A 23,851-nucleotide genomic window follows, 5' to 3' on the forward strand; every position below is an offset into this window, starting at 1 on the left:
AGGCGAGCGTGGGCAAACGGCACAAGGCAAGTATTGACGGTAATCAGTGGGCACAACGTGTGCAGGAGCGCGGCTGGTTGTGGGATGCCGCCGCTCACGGCGCGTCAGGGGATGCGGTCACCTTGATCCTGGCCCATGGCGCCGGCGCGCCGATGGACTCCGGGTTTATGAACGACATGGCTGCACGCCTTGCCGGGCATGGCGTTAACGTAGTGCGCTTTGAGTTTCCCTACATGGCCCAGCGTCGACTGGACGGCGGCAAACGCCCGCCGAACCCCGCGCCGAAACTGCTTGAGGCCTGGCGTGAGGTGTATGCCGAGGTGCGATGCCATGTCGCTGGCAAACTGGCGATTGGCGGCAAGTCCATGGGCGGGCGCATGGCCAGTTTGCTGGCCGATGAGTTGGCGGCCGACGGGCTGGTGTGTCTGGGGTATCCGTTTTACGCGGTGGGCAAACCGGAAAAACCCCGGGTCGAGCATTTGGCGGCGTTGAAGACACCTGCCTTGATCGTGCAGGGCGAGCGCGATGCGCTGGGCAATCGCACGGCAGTGGAGGGGTATGCGTTGTCGCCGGCCATCGAGGTGATGTGGCTGGTGGCGGGGGACCATGACTTGAAGCCGCTGAAGGCGTCGGGGTTCAGTCATGAGCAGCATCTGGAGGCTGCGGCGGTGAGGATTGCTGAGTTTCTCGGAGGCTGTTAGGGCTCTCATCGGGAGCAAGCCCCTCTCACCTCTACGGTGTTCAACCATAAAAACGTGTGAACACCGTAAAGGTGGTCGGGGGATTGCTCCCGATAGCGATTACCGGTTGAAACGCTCCACCAGCGAATACTGGGAATTGGCCGTATGGGTCAGCTCTTCGCTCAACTGCGCCGAGTTCATCGCCTGCTCCGAGGTCTGGTCCGCCAGTAACGCAATGGTGCTGATATTGCGGCTGATCTCCTCGGCTACCGAGCTTTGCTCTTCGGTCGCGGCGGCGATCTGGGTGGTCATGTCGGTGATGTGCGCCACCGCTTCGCTGATGCCCACCAGTGCCTGGTCCGCTTCCGTCACCCGTGTCACGCCTTCTTCGGCCTGACGACGCCCGGCGTCCATGGTCTGCACGGCGGCGTTGGCGGTCTGTTGCAGCTTGGCGATCAAGGCATGGATCTGCCCGGTGGACTCGGTGGTGCGCTGCGCCAGTTGGCGTACTTCGTCCGCTACCACGGCAAAGCCTCGGCCCATCTCACCGGCACGCGCCGCTTCGATGGCGGCGTTCAGTGCCAGCAGGTTGGTCTGGTCGGCAATGCCCTTGATCACGTCGACCACGCCGCCGATTTCATCGCTGTCCTTGGCCAACTGGGTCACGGTCACGCCGGTTTCGCCCACCGCCACCGACAAGCGCTGAATCGCCTCGCGGGTTTCCCCGGCGATGTCGCGACCGCGACCGGTCAGGCGATTGGCTTCCTGGGTCGCGTCCGCCGTGCGCTGCACGTGGCTGGCGACTTCCTGGGTGGTCGCCGCCATCTGGTTGACCGCCGTGGCCACCTGCTCGGTTTCCACGCGCTGGCGTTCCAGGCCGCTGGAGCTGTTGTGCGCGTAGGTGTTGGATTGCAGCGCCTGGGCATTCAAATGTTCGGCCGTGTCCTGCAGGCGCGTGAGGCAGGTTTTAAGACGGGCTTCCTGGCTGAGAATCGACATTTCCAGACGCGCCTGGGCGCCACGGCTGTCGGTGTACATCTGCGCGATCAACGGGTCGGAGGTGGTCTGCTCGGCCAGGCGCAGCAAGCGCTTGAGGCCGCGCTGCTGCCAGCGCAGGCCCAGCAGGCCCAACGGCACCGACAACACTGCCGCCAAGGCAAAGCCCCAGTGGGAATTGAGCGATACACCGATCATGAAACTCAACTGGCTCACCAGGATGAACGGCAGCCAGTCCTGTAGCACTGGCAGCCATTTATCGCGCCGGGGAATCGCCGACTTGCCCTGGTTGATGCGTTGATAGAGCGCTTCGGCCCGGCGGATCTGCTCAGCGGTGGGCTTGACGCGCACCGACTCGTAGCCGATCACCTGGCTGCCATCGAAGACCGGCGTCACATAGGCGTTGACCCAATAGTGATCACCGCTCTTGCAGCGGTTCTTGACGATGCCCATCCATGGCAGGCCTTGTTTGAGCGTGGTCCACATGTGCGCGAAGACGGCCGCCGGAACGTCCGGGTGACGCACCAGGTTGTGCGGTGCGCGCATCAGTTCATCGTGGCTGAACCCACTGATCTCGACGAAAGCGTCGTTGCAGTAGGTGATAACCCCTTTGGCATCTGTGGTGGAGATCAACCGTTGCTGGGCAGGGAAGGTACGTTCGCGCTGGGTAACGGGCTGGTTATTACGCATGGCAGTTCAATCCGTGAGGCTTTCGCGTGTTATCGGCCGTATTCGAGGTTTATTTAGATTATTTTTGCAACAATCCGCTGTGGCCGCAGCACCAGCCACAACGCCCCGCCAATCAACACGCCGCCATACACATGGGCCATCGACAACGGCTCATCCAGCAGCAGCGCGCCCCACAGCACGCCGAATGGCGGGATTAAAAAGGTTGTGGTCATCGACTTCACCGGGCCGATGGCGGTCAGCAGGCGAAAATACAGGACGTAGGCAAACGCCGTGCACACCAGCCCCAATCCCAGCAGCGATGTCCACACTTGCCAGCCGCCCCAGCTCGCCGGGGGATGGCTGATGGTGCTGTAGGCGAACAGCGGCAACAGAAACAGGGTGGCGCCGAGCATGCTGCCCAATGCGGACAGACGGCTGTCCAGCCCGCCTTGCCGATCCAGCCAGCGCCGCGCCAGAAACCCGGCAAACCCGTAGCAGGTGGTCGCCAGCAGACACGCCAGCGCACCCGTCAGCAGTGGCAGGTCAAACACCACCGGCCCGGCACGGGTCAGCACACCGACGCCGAACAGGCCCAGGCACACCCCGGCGAATTTCGAGCGGGTCAGGCGTTCGCTGAAAAACACACCGCCGATCAACACGCCCATCAGCGGCGTGGTGGCGTTGAAGATCGCCGAGTAACCCGCCGGCAGTACCTGGGCGGCCACCGAGTACATCGTGGCGGGAATCCCGGAGTTGATCACGCCCAGCAGCAGTACGGTTTTGAATTTGCCCTGGAAATCCCAGCGCACGCGCATCAGCGTGAGCATCACCAGCAAGCCGGCGGCGGCGATCGACACACGGAAAAACGCGGTCGGCACACTGCCAATTTCTGGCGCGATGATGCGCATGAACAGAAAGCTCGCGCCCCAGATGGCAGCCAGGCCCAGCAAGTACAGGGTGTCGACAGGTCTCACGGGAAATTCCTACTTCACTAAGGCGGCGAGTGTTGCCCAGTGGGCGGCCTGACACAATCGCTTTAAACGAAGAACCGCACCACCGGCGTTTGAAGTCTTCTCCTGAACCTCGTTGAGTCGCTAAGCTCAGGGCTTCCCGATGCCCGTTCGAGGTTCTCCCATGTCTGCCCTCGCCATTGCCCGCACCCTGCTTGACGGCTTCGACGATTACCGTGAGCACTTTCGCCGGATCACCGATGGCGCCCGTGAGCGTTTCGAAAAGGCCCAGTGGCAGCAGGGGCAGGCGGCGTCGGCGGCGCGGATCAACCTGTATGAAGAGAAAGTTGCCGAAGTGACGGCGCGCCTTCGGGCAAGCGTCGACAGCAACCAGTTGCTGCAGAGCAGCAACTGGCCACAAGTGAAGAGCGCCTACATCGGCCTGATCGACCTGCGCGTTGACGATGAGCTGGCCGAGACCTGGTACAACTCGATCTTCTGCGGCTTGTTCAGCCATGACCTGATCAGCGACGCCTGCATGTTCATCCACACCACGCGGCCGCGTCAGCGCCAGGCGAGGGCGGCGCAAACCCGCCTCTATACGCCGGCCGGCAACCTGTCGGACCTGCTGACGCAGGTCTTCGCCGACTTCTGCTTCAGCGAGCCCTACGCCGACCTGCCCGGCGATATGCGCCGTCTCCAGGCGCAATTGCGTGAGAGCCTGCCGGACTGGGTCTGCAAAGACCCGGACCTGAACGTCGAGCTGTTTTCATCGGTGCTTTACCGCAACAAGGGTGCGTATCTGGTGGGGCGCCTCTACACGCACGACGAACAATGGCCGCTGGTGATCCCGCTGCTGCACCGCGAAGGGCGTGGTATCCAGATCGATGCGCTGATCACTGACGAAGCGCAGGTGTCGATCATCTTCTCGTTCACCCGCTCCTACTTCATGGTCGATGTGCCGGTGCCGGCCGACTTCATCGCCTTCCTGCGGCGCATCCTGCCGGGCAAGCACATCGCCGAGCTGTACACCTCCATCGGTTTCTACAAGCATGGCAAGTCGGAGTTCTACCGCGCGCTGATCAACCATCTGGCGAGTACCGATGATCGCTTCATCATGGCCCCCGGTGTGCGTGGCATGGTGATGAGCGTGTTCACGCTGCCGGGCTTCAATACCGTGTTCAAGATCATCAAGGATCGTTTCTCGCCGTCGAAGAACGTCAACCGCGCCACGGTGATCGAGAAGTACCGCCTGGTCAAAAGCGTCGACCGCGTCGGGCGCATGGCCGACACCCAGGAGTTCGCCGATTTCCGCTTCCCGCTGAGCAAGTTCGACCCCGACTGCCTGACCGAACTACTGGAGGTGGCCGCCGGTACCGTCGTGGTGCAAGGCGACACGGTACTGATTCGCCACTGCTGGACCGAGCGGCGCATGACCCCGCTCAACCTCTACCTGGAACGCGCCAACCCTGCCCAGGTGCGCGAAGCGCTGGACGACTACGGCCTGGCGATCAAGCAACTGGCGGCGGCGAATATCTTCCCCGGCGACATGCTGCTCAAGAATTTCGGCGTCACCCGCCACGGTCGCGTGGTGTTCTACGATTACGACGAAATCTGTTTTCTCAGCGAAGCCAACTTCCGCCACATTCCCGCGCCACGTACTCCGGAAGACGAAATGGCCTCCGAGCCCTGGTATTCCATCGGCGCGCTGGACGTGTTCCCGGAAGAATTCCCGCCGTTCCTGTTTGCCGATGCCGGCCAGCGCAAGCTGTTCGATGAGCTGCATGGCGAGTTGTACGATGCCGACTACTGGAAAGGGCTGCAGCAGGCTATTGGCGAGGGCAAGGTTATCGATGTGTTTCCCTATCGGCGCAGGGGAATTGACGCTGAATAGGGCTGTAACAGCCGAAATAGGGGATGATTGGCAATTATTTTTGTGGTCTGTGACAATGCCCGACTACTCATCACACGACAGCTCGGATGGTCGAGGTATCAATGAAAATCGAATCGATTCGGCTAAAAAATTTCAAAGTTTTCCGTGACGTACATTTAAAAGATATTCCGCCGTTCTTGATTGTTGTTGGCGCGAATGGTGCTGGCAAGACATCGCTTTTTGACGTTTTTGGATTTTTACACGATTGTCTGAAGGGGAATGTCAGGCAAGCATTGGACAGTCGTGGACGTTTTCGCGAAGTACTCAGTCGAGACAGTGACGGAGATACCATTCTGATAGAGATCCAGTATCGAATGCCTATTGCGGGTGTTAATCGTCTGGTTACTTACTCGCTTGAAATCGGCGATCGGAATAATATTCCTTACGTCAAGCGTGAGATTCTTCGTTATAAGCGTGGGCGTTATGGTAGTCCGTATCGCTTTCTTGATTTTGAAAATGGTCAGGGCTTTGCAATAACTAACGAAGAAGATTTTCAGCGCTCGGATGAAGAATTGGATCGCGAGTATCAATCGGTTGCATCAGATACTTTAGCCATCAAGGGACTGGGGCAGTTTGAGAAATTCAAAGCCGCTAATGCATTCAGGCAATTGATTGAGCAGTGGCACGTTTCCGACTTTCATATTAGCTCTGCTCGTGGCAGAAAAGAACCCTCTGGGGATTCCGAACATTTATCGGAATCTGGAGACAATCTTCCGTTGGTCGCGCGATATATGTACGAGCAGCATCCAGAGCAGTTCAAGAAAATACTTGAGACGATGTCCAGGCGAGTCCCTGGCGTAAAGACAATTGAACCGCTATTGACGGCCGATGGCTACTTGACGCTAAGGTTTCAGGACGGCGCGTTCAAGACCCCATTTTTGGACCGTTATGTCTCGGACGGTACCATCAAGATGTTCGCATACATGGTGCTGCTTCATGATCCAGTGCCTCACCCGCTGCTATGTGTCGAAGAACCGGAAAATCAGCTTTATCCAACCTTGATGCAGGAATTGGCTGAAGAGTTTCGAGGTTACGCCTTGCGCGGCGGTCAGGTTCTGGTTTCAACGCATTCTCCGGATTTTTTAAATGCGGCTGACCTGGACGAAGTATGTTGGCTCGTAAAAAAGGAGGGTGGGACACAAGTGCGCAGAGCGAAAGATGATCCTCAAATATGCGCTTATATGGCAGAGGGTGATCAGCTTGGTTATTTATGGAAGCAGGGATTTTTCGACGGAGCAGACCCTCAATGAGAAGAGAGTTGGTTGTTCTGCTGGAAGAACGCTCTGCCAAGGTTATGTTGGAAACATTTCTTCCCCGAGTGTTGGATGAAAAAATAGAATTTAGATTGATTGCCTTCGAAGGTAAACAAGACCTCGAGAAGCGCATGACCATGAGAATAAAAGGGTATGTGAATGAATACGCCCGTTTTCTTGTCATGCGAGATCAGGATAGCGATCCCAATTGTATTAATTTAAAAGCTCGATTGATCGAGAAATGCAATGCTTCGGGCCGTGGGGACGCAAGTTTGGTGCGTGTGGCATGTCGTGAGCTTGAAACTTTTTATCTGGCCTATCTTAGAGCGGTCGAAATGGCCTTGGGTCTTAAGGGACTCAGTAATAAACAGCATGTCGCAAAATTTAGAAGTCCAGATTATTTAACGTCGCCCAGCCATGAGCTGAAAGTTTTAAGCAAGCAAACGTACGAGAAAATAGGAAGTTCTCGTGAGATAGGACGCTACCTTGATATTGATAACGCACGCTCTGATAGCTTTCGGAATCTTGTGCAAGGTATCAAACGTTTAGAGGGTGAACTTCTTGCTCTTTGAGGATCAAAACATCCCCAGTATTGTAAGTTGCATTGCCCGACCCGCCACTTTCAAATGAAGACTTTTACGTACCTGATGACTGACCAAGCGCCCGCTATCGACCAACTGCTGAAAAACCTCGACCACGCCATGCTCGCCGACCGCCACCGCTTGCGGCGCCAGTTGCTTGAGCTGCGCAAGAAGCCCGATGAGGAAAAGCTGGCGCAATGGGTCACGCGGATGCAGGCGTCCTGCGCCCAGGTGACCGCGCGGCGCGCCAGCCTGCCGGTGATTCGCTACGACGACAGCCTGCCGATTGCCGCCAAGCGCGATGAAATCAAGGCCGCGCTGAACAAGCATCAAGTGCTGATCATTGCCGGCGAGACCGGTTCGGGCAAAACCACCCAGTTGCCGAAAATCTGCCTGGAAATCGGTCGCGGCCAGTACGGCCTGATCGGCCACACCCAGCCGCGCCGGATCGCCGCCCGCAGCGTGGCCAGTCGGGTCGCCGAAGAGCTTGCCACGCCATTGGGCGCGTTGGTCGGTTATCAGGTGCGCTTCGAGGACCAGAGCGATTCCAATACCCTGATCAAGCTGATGACCGACGGCATCCTGCTGGCGGAAACCCAGAACGACCGCTATCTGGAACGCTACGACACGATCATCGTCGACGAAGCCCACGAACGCAGCCTGAACATCGATTTTCTGCTCGGTTACCTGAAAACCCTGCTGCCGCGCCGTCCGGACCTGAAAGTCATCATCACCTCGGCGACCATCGACCTGGAGCGCTTTTCCAGGCACTTCGACGATGCGCCGATTGTTGAAGTTTCCGGCCGTACCTTCCCGGTGGACACCTGGTACCGGCCGCTCACCCTGGAGCAGGACGAGGAGGGCAACCGCGTCGAGGATGACCTGACCGTCGACCAGGCGATCCTCGCCGCCCTCGATGAAGTCGCCGCCTATGAGCGCAGCGAACGGCGCAGTCCCGGCGATGTGCTGGTGTTTTTGCCCGGCGAGCGCGAGATTCGCGACGCCGCCGAAATGCTGCGCAAGGCCCAGCTCAAGCACACCGAAATCCTGCCGCTGTACGCGCGCCTGTCGCCGGCCGAACAGCAGCGTATTTTCCAGTCCCACCCGGGGCGGCGCGTGGTGCTGGCGACCAACGTCGCGGAAACCTCGCTGACCGTGCCGGGCATTCGCTACGTGATCGACAGCGGCACCGCGCGCATCAGCCGCTACAGCTACCGCGCCAAGGTGCAGCGCCTGCCGATCGAGGCGATTTCCCAGGCCAGCGCCAATCAGCGTAAAGGCCGTTGTGGCCGGGTCGAGCCGGGTATCTGCATCCGCTTGTACAGCGAAGAGGACTTTATCGGCCGCCCGGAATTTACCGACCCGGAGATTCTGCGCACCAACCTTGCCGCCGTGATCCTGCAGATGCTGCACCTGCGCCTGGGCGAGATCACCGATTTCCCGTTTATCGAGCCGCCGGACGGCAAGGCCATCAGCGACGGTTTCAACCTGCTGCAAGAGCTGTCGGCGGTGGACCGCAACAGCCAGCTCACGCCGCTGGGCCGCCAGCTGGCGCGTCTGCCGGTGGACCCGCGCATGGGCCGCATGCTGCTGGAAGCGGCCAAGCTCGGCAGCTTGCAGGAAGTGCTGATCGTGGCCAGCGCCATGTCGATCCAGGACCCGCGCGAGCGCCCGCCGGAGCGCCAGCAGGCCGCCGACCAGGCCCACGCCCAGTGGAAAGACCCGGACTCTGACTTCGCCGGGCTGGTCAATCTGTGGCGCGGCTTTGAAGAGCAGCGCCAGGCGCTGACTGCCAGCCCGTTGCGCAACTGGTGCCGCAAGCACTTCCTCAACTACCTGCGCCTGCGCGAATGGCGCGATTCCCATCGCCAGTTGAGCCTGATCTGCCGCGACCTGCAATTGACCCTCAACAAAGAACCGGCCGATTACCCGAAACTGCACAAGGCGGTGCTGGTGGGCCTGCTCAGCCAGATCGGACAGAAGACCGAAGACGGCGATTACCTCGGTGCGCGCCAGCGGCGCTTCTGGATTCATCCGTCATCGGGCATCGGCAAAAAACGCCCGCAATGGCTGATGACCGCCGAGCTGGTGGAGACCACCAAGCTGTATGCGCGCATGGTGGCCAAGATCGACGCCGATTGGATCGAGCCGCTGGCCGGGCACCTGATCAAGAAAAACCACTTCGAGCCGCACTGGGAGAAGAAGCGCGGCCAAGTGGTGGCGTTTGAGCAGATCACCCTGTTCGGGCTGATCGTGGTCGGGCGCCGGCCGGTGCATTACGGGCCGATTGATCCGGTGGTGTCGCGCGAGCTGTTTATCCGCGAAGGTTTGGTGCGCGGCGAGATTCAGTCCCGCGCCAAGTGCCTCACGGCCAACCAGCAACTGCTCGAGCAACTCGACGAACTGGAAGCCAAGGCGCGCCGGCGTGACATTCTGGCCGATGAAGAAACCCTGTACGCGTTCTACGATGCGCGGCTGCCGGCGGAGATCCATCAGACCGCCACTTTCGACAGCTGGTACAAAATCAACAGCCAGAAAGACCCGCAATTGCTGATCATGCGCGAAGAGGACGTGCTGGCCCGCGAGGCCAGTGAAGTCACCGCTGCGCATTACCCGGACACCCTGCACCTGGGCGACCTGGCCCTGGCGTTGAGTTATCACTTCGAACCCAACCACCCACGCGATGGTGTGACCCTGCGCGTGCCGGCGCCGCTGTTGCCGGCCTTGCCGCCGGAGCGCCTGGAGTGGCTGGTGCCGGGGGTGATCGAGGCCAAGTGCATTGCCCTGGTGCGCAACCTGCCCAAGGCGCTGCGCAAGAACTTTGTGCCGGTGCCGGATTTCGTCAAGGCCGCGTTGCAACGCATCGAATTCGGCCAGGGCTCGCTGCCCCAGGCGCTGGGGCGCGAACTGCTGCGCATGACCGGTGCGCGGGTCAGCGATGAAGCCTGGGCCGAGGCGGCGCAGCAGGTGGACAGCCACCTGAGGATGAACCTGGAAGTGGTCGACGGCCAGGGCAAGTTCCTCGGCGAAGGCCGCGACCTGGCCGAGCTGACCGCGCGTTTCGCCGAAGCCAGCCAGGCCGCATTGGCCGTGCCGCAAACCGCAAAAAGTCAGGAGCCGGTGCAGGCCAAGGCCTTTGCGGCGGTGGCCGAGAAGACCCAGCAGCAGATCGCCGGCCTGTCGATGACGGTATATCCGGCGCTGGTGGAGGAAAACGGCACGGTCAAGGAGGGGCGTTTCTCGACGGCCGCCGAAGCCGAGTTCCAGCATCGCCGCGCGTTGCAGCGTCTGTTGCTGCAACAACTGGCCGAACCGGCGAAGTTCCTGCGCGGCAAGCTGCCCGGCCTGACCGAGCTTGGCCTGATGTATCGCGACCTGGGGCGCATCGATGCGCTGGTGGAAGACATTCTGCTGACCAGCCTCGACAGCTGCGTGCTCGAAGGCCAAGCCAGCCTGCCGCGCGACGGTGCCGGGCTGGCAGCCTTGGCCGAGCGCACGCGTGGCGGTTGGACCGAACACGCCGAACGCCTGGCGCGCCTGACCCTGGAGGTGCTCAAGCTCTGGCATGGTCTGCAGAAGCGCTTCAAAGGCAAGATCGACCTGACCCAGGCCGTGGCGCTGAACGATATCAAGCAGCAGTTGAGCCACCTGGTCTACCCAGGGTTCGTGCGGGAAACCCCGGCGCAATGGCTCAAGGAACTGCCGCGCTACCTCAAGGCCATCGAGCAACGCCTGGAGAAACTGCCGGGCCAGGTACAAAAGGATCGGGTGTGGAGCACCGAGCTGGGAGGTGTCTGGACCCAGTATGAGAATCGTCTGAAAAAGCACGCCCAGGAAGGCAAGCGCGACCCGCAGCTGGCACTCTACCGCTGGTGGCTGGAGGAATACCGGGTGTCGTTGTTTGCCCAGCAGTTGGGGACCAAAGTACCGATCTCCGACAAGCGCCTGAGCAAGCAGTGGAGCCAGGTAGAGCCCTGATCCGCCGAGTGCACATGACCCTCCGTGGCGAGCGGGCTTGCCCTGATGCCGTTCAGTTAAGCGCAGATTCCCTGTGGCGAGCAGGCTTGTCCTGCGTTGGGCTGCGCAGCAGCCCCAAAGCCAGGCGCTGAGCCGTATCAGGTACACCGCGTGTTGCTGGATTGGGGCGCTTCGCACCCCAACGCGGGGCAAGCCCGCTCGCCACAACAAGCCAGCTCCCTCAGCAAGCCCGCTCGCCAGTTTGTTGCGCGACAGCGCCAAGGCGGAGCTTCCCGCATTTAAAACGGCGCTTGTCTGAGATGTGGCGCCAAATTCCCGGGTTTGTGGCAAACTTCGCGCCCATAAATACCGGGATCGTTGCAAGGGCTGCGACGCGATGGAATAAAGCGATGCCAGTTTGATGCCACTGGATGGAATCAAACGACTTACCGTTTGGTACTAAGGTACCAATACCTTCTGCCTGACCTATCCAGAGGAACGACCGTGCATAACGTCGTCATCAGCGGCACTGGCCTGTATACCCCGGCCAACAGCATCTCCAATGAAGAGCTGGTGCAGTCTTTCAATGCTTACGTGCATCAGTTCAACACCGACAACGCCGCCGCCATCGAGCGCGGTGACGTGCAGGCCCTGACCGAGTCCAGCGCGGCCTTTATCGAGAAGGCGTCGGGTATCAAGAGTCGCTTCGTAATGGACAAGGATGGCATCCTTGACCCGCAACGCATGGCCCCGCGGCTGCCCGAGCGCAGCAATGACGAGTGGTCGGTGCTCTGCCAGATGGCCGTTGCCGCCGCCGAACAGGCTCTGCAGCGTGCCGGCAAGACCGCCGCCGATATCGACGGCGTGATCGTCGCCTGCTCCAACCTGCAACGCGCCTACCCGGCCATTGCCATTGAAGTGCAGGAAGCCCTGGGTATCGAAGGCTTCGGCTTTGACATGAACGTGGCGTGTTCCTCGGCCACCTTCGGCATCCAGAACGCCGCCAACAGCATCCGGCTGGGCCAGGCTCGGGCGATCCTGATGGTCAACCCGGAAGTCTGCACCGGTCACTTGAATTTCCGCGACCGCGACAGCCACTTCATCTTCGGCGACGCGGCCACCGCCGTGCTGCTCGAGCGCGCCGACCTTGCGACCTCCGAGCATCAGTTCGAGGTGGTCAGCACCAAGCTGCTGACCACGTTCTCCAACACCATCCGCAACAACTTCGGCTTCCTCAACCGCGCCGCCGAGGAGGGCATCGGCGCGCCGGACAAGCTGTTTGTACAGGAAGGCCGCAAAGTGTTCCGCGATGTGTGCCCGATGGTGGCCGAACTGATCGGCGTGCACCTGGAAGAAAACCAGTTGAACGTGAGTGACGTGAAACGCTTCTGGCTGCACCAGGCCAACCTGAGCATGAACCATCTGATCGTGAAGAAACTGCTTGGCCGTGAAGCCACGGTAGAAGAAGCGCCGGTGATTCTCGATACCTATGCCAACACCAGTTCCGCAGGGTCGGTGATTGCGTTTCACAAAAATCAGGACGACCTGGCCAAAGGCTCTGTTGCCGTGCTCAGCTCCTTCGGTGCCGGCTATTCGATCGGCAGCGTGATCCTGCGCAAGCGCTGATGCGTCAGCCTGCCGCGTGATTGGCGCGATTTATCGGAAATGTCGAGGTCTTCAATGGCTGCAGCGGACGATGCGGATCTGCTTGAACGCCTGCTCAAGGGAGAGCAGCAGGCCTATAAGGAATTGGTCACCGCCTACCAGAGCGCCATGCGCGCCGTGGCGTATGCCATCGTTGGTCAGCGCCACGCCGATGAGGTGGTGCAGGACGCCTGGCTGTCGGTGGTGCGCAATCTCGGCAAGTTCGAAGGCCGGTCCAGCCTCAAGACGTGGCTGTTGACCATCACGGCCAACGCCGCCAAGGGCCGCTACAAGCAGAACCGTCGCGAAGTGCTGCTCGACGATTTGCCTTCGCCCCATGGCACGATTGGCGCAGAGCGTTTTTCCCCCGACGATGGTCATTGGGCCGTCGCCCCGTATGCCTGGCATCAGGACACCCCGGAAGCCTTGTTGAGCGAAGATGAATTGCGCAATTGCCTGGAGCATACGTTACTGAGTTTGTCGGACTTGCAGAGCAGCGTGCTGGTGCTGCGCGAACGCCAGGGCCTGGAGCTGGAAGACATCTGTAATCTTCTGACACTTTCGCTCTCGAATGTCCGTGTGCTGCTGCACCGAGCGCGGCTGAAGGTCTTCGCCGCGGTGGAGCACTTTGAGGAAACGGGAGAATGTTGACCTGTAAAGAACAAGTGGCGCGTTCCAGCGACTACCTCGATGGGCAGCTGACCTTTCGCGAGCGCCTGCTGGTACGTCATCACTTGATGTTCTGCCCGAACTGCCGCCGCTTTATCCGTCAGATGCGCCTGATGCAGGCGACACTGAGGAAGATGCCGCAGGCACCGGTGCCAGAGGTGGATGCCCTGGCCGAACGGCTGGCTGCCGAGCGGCGCAAGGGCGGGTAGCGGGGTTATCAGAACTTGGCTTCAGCATCCAGCTGCAGGGTGTTGGTGTTGGCATCACGCTGCGTACGGCTGGCGAAGTCGGCCTTGGTCAGGAAGTAGGTGGCACCGAGGGCGAAGTTCTTGTCGATGTCGTAGCTGACCTTCATCTTGTGACCGCGCGAGCCGGTGGTGCCATTGGCGAAGTCCGAATCGGTAAAGGCGCCGACCACCGCGTTACGTTGAACATCGCGATAGTTGTAGTCCAGGTTGAAACCGAACACTTTGGACTTGGCCCCCACCAGCCACGCGGTGTCCTGATCGGTCACGGCATCGTTGTTTTTCACGTACTGACCGTAGAACGCCAGGGGCACGGCCAGGCCGCCGATGTCCGCCTGGGCGAAGCCTTCGTACAGGCGGAATTCGTTGTCGGCCGAGTTACCGTTGACCGCCAGCGCGCAAGGCGTGGTGGTGGTCGTGCAGCGGCTGTCGCGGTCATTCTGGTAGGCGTAGACGCTGCCGCCCAGGGTCATTTTCAGGTTGTCGGTGATCGAGAAACGCGTACCCAACTGGCCGGACGTCAGGCGCAGGTCGTGGCGAAACTGCACGCCGTCGCCGTCAACGTTGTCCTTGAGGTTGTAGTTGCCCAGGCTGCCGAACAGTTCGGCGCTGCTGCCCAATGGGTATTTATAGGTGACTGCCAGGCCTTCGGGGTTGATGTCGCTGTCCCAGATCACGTCGCCCATGCTTACCCAGGGTTGCAGCATCTTGCCGCCGATCACGTGCAGGTTCTTGATCTGGTCCGGGTGGTAGTCGATATAACCGAGGTCCAGCCAGATCGATTTCTTGTTGAAGTAACCGTCCTGGTCCTGGTTGGTGGAACGCGCATCGTCGCCACCGCCGGTGGCAATGCGGATGCCGGTGTCCACTTGCGGGTTGATCTCGGTGTAGGCGCCCAGGCGCGCACGGATACGTTGACGGTCCTTGTCACGCCCGCCGTTGTTGGGTTCGCCGTCGATCTTGATGGTTTCCTGACGGAACCGCACATCTCCCTTGAACTGGGTCTTGGCGGCCCAGGCCAGCTTCTGGTCGAACGTGCTCAGGTCGTTGGTCTTTTTCGCGGTGGCGGCGATTTGCTCATTGCTCTCTTGCTGAGCCTGCCGGGCGATCTGCTGTTCTTTCTGGTCTTTGGCGAGTTCGGTTTGCAGTTCGGTGTACTGCGCCGCAGTGATCTGGCCGTTGGCCTTGAGCATATCGAGCAACTTAGCGTCGACTGCAGCGCTGGCCGGCACGCTCAGGGCCAGTAACAGGCCGCCGCACAGGACCGCCGCAGTTTTGGTGGAAGCAAGACGCATATCAATCTCCGAAAGTGAGGAGGAGGGAACAGACCCTCCAGGACACGAACGCCCGATGACGGACGGGTAAAATGGCTATTTGGTTAGAATCAGATGCTCTAAAAAACCCGGCCAGTATCACTTCCGTTTATGACGGAGTGGTGGCTAGGTGATTTCATCTTGATGACAAATGCTGAGCGCGTGGAACTATTGGTCTAGAGCCCTGTCCGCGTGTTTTCGAGGTGTGAACGGTTGCCGTGATGAGCGATACTCGCCAGGCTTCTACGCCAACAGCCAGTGAGGATGCCGATGCCGTTGCAACGTCTGGACAACCTGTCCGAAATCGCCCCGTCGGTGTGGGATGCCTTGGTGCCCGAGGGCCAGCCGTTCGTTCGGCATGCTTTTTTAAGCGCGCTTGAAGACAGTGCCAGCCTGGGCACGCAATCGGGCTGGCAGCCTGAGCACCTGCTGCACTGGGAGGGCGATCGGTTGGTGGCGGCCTTGCCCGGTTATCGCAAGTGGCATTCCTATGGCGAGTATGTGTTCGACCATGGCTGGGCCGATGCCTGCGCGCGTGCCGGCATCGACTACTACCCCAAGCTGCTCATGGCGGTGCCATTCAGCCCGGTCAGCGGGCCGCGCCTGTTGGCGGCAAGCGCCGAGGACGGTTTCGAGCTGCTCAACAGCCTGCCGGGCTACCTGGAAATCGAAGGGCTCTCCAGTGCGCATATCAACTTCACCGACGGGTTGGCCGATGACGCCTTGGCCCGGCAGCCGGGCTGGTTGCAGCGCCTGGGTTGCCAATTTCACTGGCAGAACCGTGGCTACCGCGACTTCCAGGACTTCCTCGACGCCTTGAGTTCACGCAAGCGCAAACAGATGCGCAAGGAACGCGAACAGGTGGCAGGGCAGGGCATCGAGTTTGAGTGGTTGCACGGTCATCAACTGAGCGAAGCGCAATGGGATTTCGTCTACGCCTGCTACGCCAACACCTACGCGGTACGCCGCCAGGCACCTTACCTGACGCGCGCGTTTTTTAGCCTGCTGGCCGAGCGCATGCCTCAGATGATCCGCGTGGTGCTGGCCAAGCAGGGTTCACGTCCGGTGGCAATGGCGTTCAGCCTGATTGGTGGGGACAGTTTCTACGGGCGTTACTGGGGCTGTCTGGCCGAATTCGACCGTTTGCATTTCGAGACCTGTTTCTACCAGGGCATGGACTACGCCATCGCCGAAGGCCTGCAACGCTTCGATGCTGGCGCCCAAGGCGAGCACAAACTGATTCGCGGGTTCGAGCCGGTGATCACCCGCTCGTGGCATTACCTGCGCCATCCGGGGTTGAAGAATGCGGTGGAGGATTTCCTGGAGCGGGAGCGTGCGGGGATTCTGGCGTATGCCGAAGAGGCCCGGACAGCCCTGCCGTATCGGCAGGGCTGAAACCACACGCTTGCTCAGCCTGGCTTCCCCTTGCCAAGCCATCGATACACCACGCCACCGATCACCGCACCCAGGATTGGCGCGAGCCAGAACAACCACAACTGCTGGATCGCCCAGCCGCCCACCAGCAGGGCTGGCCCGGTACTGCGCGCCGGGTTGACCGAAGTGTTGGTGACGGGGATGGAGATCAGGTGGATCAGCGTCAGGGCCAGACCGATGGCAATCGGCGCCAGGCCCTTGGGTGCACGGCTGTCGGTGGCGCCGAGGATGATCACAACGAACATCGTGGTCATCACCAGCTCACAGACAAACCCCGCCACCAGTGAATAACCACCCGGTGAATGCTCGCCATAGCCATTGGAAGCCAGACCACCGGCCAGTTCAAATCCTGGCTTGCCGCTGGCAATGAAGTACAACAATACGGCGGCGACTGCTGCGCCGATGACCTGGGCGACAACATAGGCTGGCAACTCCCGCGCCGGAAACCTTCCGCCCACCACCAGCCCCACCGATACCGCCGGGTTGAGGTGACAGCCACTGATAGGGCCGATCGCAACCGCCATGGTCAGTACCGTCAGCCCGAACGCCAGGGCAACGCCCAACAGGCCAATCCCGACTGCAGGAAACGCTGCGGCCAACACCGCACTCCCGCAACCGCCCAACACCAGCCAAAACGTACCCAACCCCTCTGTGACTGAACGTTTGAACAAAGACATGCAACCCGTCCTTGATAGATCTCTATCTAATCAGTAAATCAATGATGCTCCCTGCAGATTTACTTCAGCGCCCATCTGGGCACTGCACTGATTACAGCACGGTTTTGCTACAAATCCAGGCCGCGGAAAAATACCGCAGGCCTGTGGTTGCGGGTGTGTGAGGCAAATGCCGCTGAATGAGGCGATCAATTGTGGGAGATTCAGTCGATGCCGACGAACCCTCCGGTCTGGTGCTGCCACAACCGCGCGTACAACCCTCCGTGTGCCAGCAGCTGCGCATGGTTGCCGCTTTCGGCAATCCGGCCCTTCTCCAGCACCACCAGGCGGTCCATGCGGGCGATGGTCGACAAGCGGTGCGCAATCGCGATCACGGTCTTGCCCTGCATCAGGGTCTCGAGGCTTTCCTGGATCGCCGCTTCCACTTCCGAGTCCAGTGCCGAGGTGGCTTCGTCCATGATCAGAATCGGCGCGTCCTTGAGCAGCACGCGGGCGATGGCGATGCGTTGACGCTGCCCGCCGGACAGTTTGACGCCGCGCTCACCCACATGCGCGTCGAGCCCGGTGCGGCCTTCGGCGTCCGACAGCAGCGGGATGAACTCATCGGCGCGCGCCTTGTGGATCGCGGCCCAGAGTTCTTCGTCGGTAGCGTCGGGCTTGCCGTACAGCAGGTTGTCGCGGATCGAACGGTGCAGCAGCGAGGTGTCCTGAGTGATCATGCCGATCTGCTCGCGCAGAGTTTCCTGGGCGACTTCGGCGATGTCCTGGCCGTCGATCAGGATGCGTCCGCCTTGCAGGTCGTAGAGGCGCAGCAGCAGGTTGACCAACGTTGACTTGCCCGCGCCCGATGGGCCGATCAGTCCGATCTTTTCCCCGGACTTGATCTCAAGGCTCAGGCCACCAATGATCCCGCTCTGCTTGCCATAGTGGAAATCCACCTGCTCGAAGCGCACCTCGCCATGGGGTACATGCAGGCGCGGGGCGTTGTCGCGGTCGATCACGGCCAGAGGTTGTGCGATGGTTTTCAGGCCGTCCTGCACCATGCCGATGTTTTCGAAAATGCCATTGACCACCCACATGATCCAGCCGGACATGTTGACGATGCGGATCACCAGGCCGGTTGCCAAGGCGATCGCGCCCACCGAGATGAGCGAGTGCGTCCACAGCCACAACGCAAGGCCGGTGGTGGTGACAATCAGCAAGCCGTTCATGAGGGTGATTGTCACGTCCATGCTGGTCACCACGCGGCTGGCCAGTTGGGTTTTTTCGGTCTGCTCGATGATCGCTTCCTTGGCGTATTCCTGCTCGGACTGGGTATGGGCGAACAGTTTCAAGGTGGTGATGTTGGTATAGCCGTCGACGATGCGGCCCATCAGCTTGGAACGCGCCTCGGAGGAAATCACCGAGCGCTCCTTCACCCGTGGCACGAAGTAGCGCAGCGCCAGGCTGTAGCAGACAATCCAGGTCACCAGCGGCACCATCAGGCGCCAGTCGGCTTCGGCAAACAGCACCAGAGCGCTGATGGCGTAGATCGCTACGTGCCAGATCGCGTCCACGGCCGCCACGGCGGAGTCGCGCAGTGAGTTGCCCGTTTGCATGATGCGCTGGGCGATACGCCCGGCGAAATCGTTCTGGAAGAAATTGAGGCTCTGTTTGAGCACATAGCTGTGGTTTTGCCAGCGGATCAGGCTGGTCATGCCGGGGCTGATGGTCTGGTGCACGAGCAGGTCGTGCAACGCGCCGAAAATCGGGCGCAGCAGCAGGGCGACCACGGCCATCCAGATCAGCTCAGTGCTGTGCACCTGGAAAAAGTCGGCGGGCGGCGTGCCCTGGGCCAGGTCGATGATGCGGCTCAGGTAGCTGAACAGTGCGACTTCGATCAATGCGCCGATCAGGCCCACCACCAACAAGGCGGCGAAATGCGGCCACACCTGACGCAGGTAGTAGAGGTAAAAAGGCAGGACTTTATCGGGCGGGGCGACGCTGGGCGCGTCGCGGAAGATGTCGATCAGTTGTTCAAAACGACGATAGAGCATTGGGGTTGACGCCCGCCGGGCGGGCTCTCCTTTCAAATGCGCGCGCGGCCTTGTGGGCCGCGCACGGAACTCCCTGCAAACCTTAGTCGATGCGCTTGGCCGACTTGATCAGGACAGGGTCGATTGGCACGTTCTGCATGCCTTGCTTGGTGGTGGTCTGGGAGTTGACGATGATGTCGACCACGTCCATGCCCTTGACCACTTTGGCGAATACCGCGTAACCGGCGTCGCGGCCAGGATCCAGGAAGGCATTGTCGGCGACGTTGATGAAGAACTGGCTGGTGGCCGAGTTCGGGTCATTGGTGCGCGCCATCGACAGGGTGCCGCGGACGTTATGCAGTCCGTTGCTGGCTTCGTTCTTGATCGGTGCTTCGGTCGGCTTTTGCGACATCTGCTGGGTGAACCCGCCGCCCTGGACCATGAAGCCCGGAATCACACGGTGGAAAATCGTGTTGGTGTAGAAGCCCTTGTCCACGTAGGCCAGGAAGTTCTTGGTACTGATCGGCGCCTTGACCGGGTCCAGTTCGATTTCAATGTCGCCGTTGGTGGTGGAGATCAAAACATGGGGGGCCTTGGCCGGCTGGGCCGCCATCAGGTTGGCGGCAAACAGTACGGAACCGGCAAAGAAGGCAATTTTTTTCAGCATGGGGTCAGTGATCCTGAGTGGTGATGTCGAGTGGTCGTGTTCGGCGCTGGGACAGGGTTAGGACAGGTCATCCTGGCGCGTTGTTCCTGTGCATCCCGGCCCGTCGTTTCTGTCGAGCGGGCGAGATAATCACGTTTGTGGTTGTTTGCCCAGCCTTGGGCCCCGGGTGAGCGCTGTTTCAGCTTTGCCGGGGGGCGGCAAAAGGCGCGTCCAGCGGCGCCGTGTCAAAGCTGCGCAGCAATTCAACCAGGATTTGCGTGGCCGGTCCCAGAGGTTTGTCCTTATTGGAGTACAGATAAAACGTGGGGTGACGGCTGGCTCCCTGTTCCAAGGGTAGCTGCTTGAGCACGCCCTCGGCGATTTCGCGTTCGATCAAATGCCGGGGCAGCCACGCAAAGCCCAGACCGCTGCCCACGAAGGAGGCGGCGGTGGCCAGGCTGCCGACGGTCCAGCGCTGCTCGGCGCCGAGCCAGCCCACGTCGCGCGGCTGCTGGCGCCCGGAGTCACGAATCACCACCTGCATCTGGCTTTCCAGATCCTGGAAGCTCAACTCGCGATTCATGCGGTGCAGGGGATGGTCGGGGTGGGCGACGGCAATGAACTCCACGTCGCTCAGTTCGGTGCCCAGGTAACCGGCAATGCTGAAGCTGCAGATCGCGAGGTCGGCCACGCCTTCAATCAACAGTTCCTCGACGCCCGACAGCACTTCTTCGCGCAGGCGCACGCGGCAGCCGCGGCTTTGCGGCATGAACGCGGTCAGCGCGCGCACCAGCCGCGTATTGGGGTAAGCGGCATCCACCACCAGGCGCACTTCGGCTTCCCAGCCTTGTTCCATGTGGTGGGCGAGGTCCTCGAGCTGGCTTGCGTTCTTGACCAGTTGGCGTGAGCGGCGCAGCAGCACTTCACCGGCGTCGGTGAGTACGGCCTTGCGCCCGTCGATGCGCAATAGCGGCACGCCGAGCTGGTCCTGCATGCGCGCCACGGTGTAACTCACCGAGGACTGCGATCGGTGCAGGGCTTCGGCGGCCTGGGCGAAGCCACCGTGGTCGACCACGGCCTGCAGCGTGCGCCATTGATCAAGGGTAACGCGGGGCGCTTTCAAGATGGGTTCCTCTTGTCCTAAGCTGACAGTCCTTATTGGAGACTGCCGAATGAGAAAATTGTGTTGTGCGCTGCTGTCGCTGCTGCCGATCAGTGTGTTTGCCTACCCCATCGATGTGAGCAAGAAAATCGAAGGCGTAAGCATCGATTACACGGCGTCTGATGTCGACGCCGACATCAGTTCGATCCAGTTGAGCAACTACGGTCACAACGACGCGGTGTGTTCGGTCATCTTCACCAACGGTCCCGAGTCGCCGCGTCGCCGTACGGTCACGGTGCCGGCCGGCAAAAACACCAACACCACCGTCAAGTTCAACCGCGCGATCATCAAGATGCGCATTGCCCTGGCCTGCAGTCCGAAATAAAGCAGCGCATGCCTGTGCTTATAAACAAATTTATAGATGGTTTATAGCAGTTTTTTGCGCTTTTTTATCGAGTTAGCCATGGTTAGCATGCGCTCCAGGGACTTACATAATTTGCAGACGAGGCCTACAAGCGCTTCTGCAACGTTCTGATCATCGAATGCAGCGGTCAGCAGGGCACTGTCAGCTCCGGCCGCCTGATCCTTTAATCGTCAGATAATCGCGCGCTGTTTATATGGCCCCACGCAAACCCTTCAAGTACGCGTACGAACCTCCCTTTGCACTTGTTGCTCCTGAGTGCTCCTGCCCGACTGCCGCTTTAGCGAGGTCGGGTTTTTTTTGCCCCGAGTTTCTTCAAACGCCGAAAACCTTTAATGTCCCGCCCATTCGAAATGAGGCGCGCATGGGCTATCTACTGGTTGTCACCCTGATTCAGGCATTTTCCTTCAGCTTGATCGGCGAATACCTCGCCGGTCACGTCGACAGCTACTTCGCGGTGCTGGTGCGCGTGGTGTTGGCCGGTTTGGTCTTTCTCCCGCTGACCCGCTGGCGCTCGGTAGAGCCGGCCTTCATGCGCAGCATGCTGGTGATCGGCGCGCTGCAGTTTGGCGTGACCTACGTCTGCCTGTACCTGAGCTTTCGCGTATTGACGGTCCCGGAAGTGCTGCTGTTCACCATCCTCACGCCGTTGCATGTGACGCTGATCGAAGATGCTCTCAATCGGCGCTTCAACCCTTGGGCGCTGGTGGCGGCACTGGTGGCGGTGGCGGGCGCGGCGGTGATTAGCTTCGACCAGATCACGCCGAATTTCCTGATGGGTTTTCTGCTGCTGCAACTGGCCAACTTCACCTACGCCGCCGGGCAGGTCATGTACAAACATTTGGTGGCGCGTTATCCGAGCGATCAGCCGCACTACCGGCGTTTCGGTTATTTCTACCTGGGCGCATTGCTGGTGGTGTTGCCGGCGTTCCTGCTGTTCGGCAAGTCCGACTTTCTGCCGCAGGCACCGTTGCAGTGGGGCGTGTTGCTGTTCCTGGGCCTGGTCAGCACCGCGCTGGGCATGTACTGGTGGAACAAGGGCGCGTGTCTGGTCAATGGCGGCACGCTGGCGGTGGTCAACAATCTGCATGTGCCGGTGGGGCTGTTGCTGAACCTGCTGATCTGGAACCAGCATGAGCCGCTGGGGCGCCTGGCGCTGGGTGGACTGGTGATTCTGGGCGCGGTGTGGATCAGCCGACTTGGCATTCGCACTGCGCCGGCGCATGCCTGATTCAATGGGTGGGAGCGGCTGGCTCCCACCTTGAGATAAAAGCCTAGATAGCGCTGTTTTCCGGGGCAGGCAGTGGGCTGAACACGCCGGCTCGCAGGTCGTTGCCGCTTGGCTGCTGATACAAACTCAAGCCGAATTCCGGCAATACCGCCAACAGGTAATCAAAAATGTCACCCTGGATCCGCTCGTAATCCGCCCACGCGGTGGTGCGGGTGAAGCAGTAGATTTCCAGTGGCACGCCCTGGGCGGTGGTCTGCATCTGGCGCACCATGCAGGTCATGTTCGGCTGAATGTCCGGATGGCTTTTCAGATAAGCCAGGGCATAGGCGCGGAAGGTGCCGAGGTTGGTCATGCGGCGACGGTTGGCCGACAGCTGTGCGCTGTTACCCTGGGCTTCGTTCCAGGCCTTGAGTTCGGCCTGCTTGCGGCTGATGTAGTCGGTGAGCAAGTGCACCTGGGTCATGCGCACTTCTTCGTCATCGCGCAGAAAACGCACGCCGCTGGCATCGATATACAGGCTGCGTTTGATACGGCGTCCGCCCGAGGCCTGCATGCCGCGCCAGTTCTTGAACGACTCGGACATCAGGCGCCAGGTGGGGATGGAGACGATGGTCTTGTCGAAGTTCTGCACCTTGACCGTGTGCAGGGTGATGTCCACCACATCGCCGTCGGCACCGACCTGCGGCATTTCGATCCAGTCGCCCACGCGCAGCATGTCATTGCTGGTGAGCTGCACGCTGGCGACAAATGACAGCAGGGTGTCCTTGTACACCAACAGGATCACCGCCGACATGGCACCCAGGCCGGACAGCAGCAACAGCGGCGAGCGGTCGATCAGGGTGGCAACGATGATGATCGCGGCAAACACGAACAACACCATTTTCGTCAACTGCACATAGCCCTTGATCGAGCGGGTGCGCGCGTGTTCGGTGCGCGCGTAGATGTCCAGCAGCGCGTTGAGCAGGGCGCTCACGGCCAGCGTCAGAAACAGGATGGTGATCGCCAGGGCGACGTTGCCGATAAACAGGATGGCGGTCTTGCCCAGGTTCGGCACGAGGTACAGGCCGAACTGGATCACCAGGGATGGCGTCATCTGTGCCAGGCGATGGAAGACCTTGTTGTGCCGCAGGTCGTTGAGCCAGTGCAGAGCCGGTTGCCGGCCAAGCAGCTTGACCGCGTGCAGGATGAGGTAACGCGCCACGCGCCCAAGCAGCAGGGCCACCATCAGCAATACCAGCAGGCCGAGGCTGGAATGCAGCAGCGGATGCTCGTCGAGGGTGCCCCAAAGGTCTTGCACGTTGCGCCACAGCTGTTTGATATCCATGGGTAAAGCCGATTCCTCTGTAAGACAAGACGGGGGCGATTAGAGCATTTAAGTGGGCTGAAGTTGACGCCATGGACAAATACACTCACAAAAAAGCGTCTGATTCGCACTGTC

19 protein-coding genes are annotated in these 23,851 nt (G+C 60.4%); 11 read left to right on the forward strand and 8 right to left on the reverse strand.

Translation table 11 applies throughout. From position 1 onward, the window contains the following. Positions 1-8: 8 nt before the first annotated feature. Positions 9-701: an alpha/beta family hydrolase gene (locus TU75_RS09550; protein WP_060548783.1), complete on the forward strand. Its 693-nt coding sequence runs from the start codon at positions 9-11 to the stop codon at positions 699-701. 99 nt (positions 702-800) lie between these two features. Here TU75_RS09550 and TU75_RS09555 read toward each other — a convergent pair whose 3' ends face one another. Together TU75_RS09555 and TU75_RS09560 are read right to left on the reverse strand one after the other, a co-directional pair. Then, the gene (locus tag TU75_RS09555; protein WP_060548784.1) at positions 801-2,366 is read right to left on the reverse strand and encodes a methyl-accepting chemotaxis protein; all 1,566 of its coding nucleotides are present in this window, start codon (positions 2,364-2,366) and stop codon (positions 801-803) included. A gap of 53 nt (positions 2,367-2,419) precedes the next feature. Next, positions 2,420-3,319, reverse strand: coding sequence for a DMT family transporter (locus TU75_RS09560; protein ID WP_060548785.1), 900 nt, complete (start codon positions 3,317-3,319; stop codon positions 2,420-2,422). A gap of 160 nt (positions 3,320-3,479) precedes the next feature. On the opposite strand from TU75_RS09560, the gene aceK reads away from it, so the two are divergent. The 7 genes from aceK (at position 3,480) to TU75_RS09595 (ending at position 13,541) form a co-directional block, all read left to right on the forward strand. Then, the gene (aceK, locus tag TU75_RS09565; RefSeq protein WP_141719217.1) at positions 3,480-5,189 is read left to right on the forward strand and encodes a bifunctional isocitrate dehydrogenase kinase/phosphatase; all 1,710 of its coding nucleotides are present in this window, start codon (positions 3,480-3,482) and stop codon (positions 5,187-5,189) included. A gap of 101 nt (positions 5,190-5,290) precedes the next feature. Next, positions 5,291-6,478 (forward strand): AAA family ATPase, encoded by a 1,188-nt coding sequence (locus tag TU75_RS09570; RefSeq protein ID WP_041931630.1) that lies wholly within the window; start codon positions 5,291-5,293, stop codon positions 6,476-6,478. Continuing rightward, positions 6,475-7,053, forward strand: a complete 579-nt coding sequence (locus tag TU75_RS09575) for a DUF4276 family protein (RefSeq protein WP_060548787.1) — start codon at positions 6,475-6,477, stop codon at positions 7,051-7,053. The genes TU75_RS09570 and TU75_RS09575 overlap by 4 nt, the downstream gene beginning before the upstream one ends. Positions 7,054-7,128: 75 nt before the next feature. Next, the gene (gene hrpA, locus TU75_RS09580; RefSeq protein ID WP_060548788.1) at positions 7,129-11,040 is read left to right on the forward strand and encodes an ATP-dependent RNA helicase HrpA; all 3,912 of its coding nucleotides are present in this window, start codon (positions 7,129-7,131) and stop codon (positions 11,038-11,040) included. Positions 11,041-11,523: 483 nt separating this feature from the next. Next, entirely contained in the window at positions 11,524-12,645 is a 1,122-nt protein-coding gene (locus tag TU75_RS09585; RefSeq protein WP_015372633.1) for a beta-ketoacyl-ACP synthase III, read from the forward strand. Positions 12,646-12,699: 54 nt separating this feature from the next. Beyond that, a complete protein-coding gene (locus TU75_RS09590; RefSeq protein WP_003230462.1) occupies positions 12,700-13,314 on the forward strand; it encodes an RNA polymerase sigma factor in 615 nt (204 codons plus the stop codon). Next, complete coding sequence (locus tag TU75_RS09595; RefSeq protein ID WP_003230464.1) at positions 13,308-13,541, forward strand: anti-sigma factor family protein; 234 nt, start codon at positions 13,308-13,310, stop codon at positions 13,539-13,541. The genes TU75_RS09590 and TU75_RS09595 overlap by 7 nt, the downstream gene beginning before the upstream one ends. Positions 13,542-13,549: 8 nt before the next feature. On the opposite strand, the gene TU75_RS09600 is transcribed toward TU75_RS09595, so the two are convergent. Beyond that, on the reverse strand, positions 13,550-14,872 hold the full coding sequence (locus tag TU75_RS09600) for a putative porin (protein WP_060548789.1): 1,323 nt from the start codon (positions 14,870-14,872) through the stop codon (positions 13,550-13,552). Positions 14,873-15,160: 288 nt separating this feature from the next. Between TU75_RS09600 and TU75_RS09605 the strand changes: the two genes are divergently transcribed. After that, the gene (locus TU75_RS09605; protein WP_060548790.1) at positions 15,161-16,285 is read left to right on the forward strand and encodes a GNAT family N-acetyltransferase; all 1,125 of its coding nucleotides are present in this window, start codon (positions 15,161-15,163) and stop codon (positions 16,283-16,285) included. A 14-nt stretch (positions 16,286-16,299) separates the two neighbouring features. Here TU75_RS09605 and aqpZ read toward each other — a convergent pair whose 3' ends face one another. From aqpZ to TU75_RS09625, 4 genes are all read right to left on the reverse strand, one after another. Continuing rightward, a complete protein-coding gene (gene aqpZ / locus TU75_RS09610) occupies positions 16,300-17,001 on the reverse strand; it encodes an aquaporin Z (protein WP_060548791.1) in 702 nt (233 codons plus the stop codon). A gap of 200 nt (positions 17,002-17,201) precedes the next feature. Further along, positions 17,202-19,034, reverse strand: coding sequence for an ABC transporter ATP-binding protein (locus tag TU75_RS09615; protein ID WP_060548792.1), 1,833 nt, complete (start codon positions 19,032-19,034; stop codon positions 17,202-17,204). Between the two features lie 82 nt (positions 19,035-19,116). Beyond that, a complete protein-coding gene (locus tag TU75_RS09620; protein ID WP_015372628.1) occupies positions 19,117-19,680 on the reverse strand; it encodes a peptidylprolyl isomerase A in 564 nt (187 codons plus the stop codon). A gap of 178 nt (positions 19,681-19,858) precedes the next feature. After that, the gene (locus TU75_RS09625; protein ID WP_003230476.1) at positions 19,859-20,782 is read right to left on the reverse strand and encodes a PA3225 family LysR-type transcriptional regulator; all 924 of its coding nucleotides are present in this window, start codon (positions 20,780-20,782) and stop codon (positions 19,859-19,861) included. Between the two features lie 49 nt (positions 20,783-20,831). On the opposite strand from TU75_RS09625, the gene TU75_RS09630 reads away from it, so the two are divergent. Continuing rightward, entirely contained in the window at positions 20,832-21,146 is a 315-nt protein-coding gene (locus TU75_RS09630; RefSeq protein WP_060548793.1) for a hypothetical protein, read from the forward strand. Between the two features lie 400 nt (positions 21,147-21,546). Further along, positions 21,547-22,413, forward strand: a complete 867-nt coding sequence (locus tag TU75_RS09635; protein ID WP_060548794.1) for a carboxylate/amino acid/amine transporter — start codon at positions 21,547-21,549, stop codon at positions 22,411-22,413. 43 nt (positions 22,414-22,456) lie between these two features. Here TU75_RS09635 and TU75_RS09640 read toward each other — a convergent pair whose 3' ends face one another. Further along, positions 22,457-23,737, reverse strand: a complete 1,281-nt coding sequence (locus TU75_RS09640) for a mechanosensitive ion channel family protein (RefSeq protein WP_060548795.1) — start codon at positions 23,735-23,737, stop codon at positions 22,457-22,459. Positions 23,738-23,851 lie beyond the last annotated feature (114 nt).

Source organism: Pseudomonas poae, from assembly GCF_001439785.1.
GTDB classification, from domain to species: domain Bacteria; phylum Pseudomonadota; class Gammaproteobacteria; order Pseudomonadales; family Pseudomonadaceae; genus Aquipseudomonas; species Aquipseudomonas poae.